This window comes from Mesorhizobium sp. M7A.F.Ca.CA.001.10.2.1, assembly GCF_003998575.1.
In the GTDB taxonomy this organism is placed as follows: domain Bacteria; phylum Pseudomonadota; class Alphaproteobacteria; order Rhizobiales; family Rhizobiaceae; genus Mesorhizobium.
Map to the genome: position 1 here is coordinate 1 of NZ_RZQY01001003.1, position 1461 is coordinate 1461.

Sequence of the window (1461 nt, forward strand, 5' to 3'; positions counted from 1 at the left end):
CATGGCGACATGGCTGATGGCGTCGATCCACAGGCGCGGCTGCAAGCCGGACGAGACGACAAAGTCGAAATTGTCCATATCGGCCGGAACATCGGCAAAAACCGGTGCCAGTTCGGCGGCGAGCAGATCGAGACGCATGCGATGCGCCTCGCGCATGTCGACGACGACGTCGTCGCGGTCGGCGAAGGCATTTTTGACATCACGGATGGCATCGGCCAGTTTCTTGGACTGGTCGATGGTCTTCTCGCCTGCTTCCTTCATCGGCGTCCGCCTCGTAGGTTTGGTTAACACCGGGTTAACACAGCCGCCGGCAAAATGCACTGGCGAGATCGACGGCCCCGGGGTGTCCAGGAAGGTTGTCGTGCGCGAAAAAGGTCAGCTGGCTGCGGCGGCGAATTTCTGGCGGTGTGGCCTGGCGCGACGATTGGTGTTGCGGCGAATGATCTCGGCAACAAGGTCGGGGGCTTCCTCAGCCAGCATATGGCCGGCCTCCAGCACGTGGTGCACGTGAAAATGCGCCGGCAGGTCATCCGCCTGGGTAAAGGGCAGCACCGCATCGCTGATTCCCCATGCCACCATCACCGGCATGTTCAGTCCATCGAGGCGATCGTGCGGGATGACGCCTTGCCGACCGTCCACGGTCATGGCGGCTGCGATCTCGACGAGCTTTTCGAGTTGGCCGGGTCGCCTGCGCATTTCCCAAAGGGTGTCCACCGTATGTTCGAGCGGCGGGGCTGATGGTCCCGACATGACGGCGAGGCAGGAGCGGATCTCGGACCGATCCGCGGCTTCGGCATAGCGGCGCAACAGCGGTCCATTGATTTCGGGGCCAAGGCCGCCCGGCGCCAGAAGCGTCAGCGAGGCTATCTTTTCGGGCTCGGCCAGCGCCATCAGCGCCGCCACGGCACCGCCCATCGAGTGGCCCACGAGATGAACGCGCTTCAGGCGGCGCTCCGAGAGATCGGCGAGCACGGCCTTGGCTGCCACCCTGGCGGGACCGGCGGCGGGAAAATCGAGCGACAACCCGTGCCCAGGCAGATCATAGGCCAGCGTATGCGTGGAAGGCGTCAGGGCGGAAATCACCTCGTGCCATACATCATGGCAGCCGCCGAAACCGTGCAGCAGGACGATGGCCTTCGAGCCAACACCCTCTTCGGCGGCAAAAAGTGATGCGGTCATGAAAGCTGATTTTTTGTTATTGCAGAATGCGCGACACCCAATGGTGGCTGAATTGCTCCTAGTCCAACGTGATGACCAGTAAAATTTTCGCGATTTGTACGGTTGTGTACAGAACCTGGCGACCAATCGGCAATCTGCGATGGAGCGCAGGAAATCCATCGGGACGCGGCGCAGCCAGTGCGCGGACGTCGATGGTGTCAGCTTGGGCTGCCGAGCCCGGCAGCGCGGAGTGCCTGGACCAGCCGGTCGGTCAGGTCGGCCGGATATTTCCGCTCGACGAAA

At 62.5% G+C, this 1461-nt stretch carries 1 protein-coding gene and 1 pseudogene; both read right to left on the reverse strand.

Features of this window, described 5'->3' with window-relative positions; genetic code table 11:
- A pseudogene (locus tag EN964_RS34440) lies at nt 1–261 on the reverse strand (hypothetical protein); the annotation flags it as partial.
- A gap of 114 nt (nt 262–375) precedes the next feature.
- The gene (locus tag EN964_RS34445; protein ID WP_127267384.1) at nt 376–1179 is read right to left on the reverse strand and encodes an alpha/beta fold hydrolase; all 804 of its coding nucleotides are present in this window, start codon (nt 1177–1179) and stop codon (nt 376–378) included.
- Between the last annotated feature and the right edge of the window lie 282 nt (nt 1180–1461).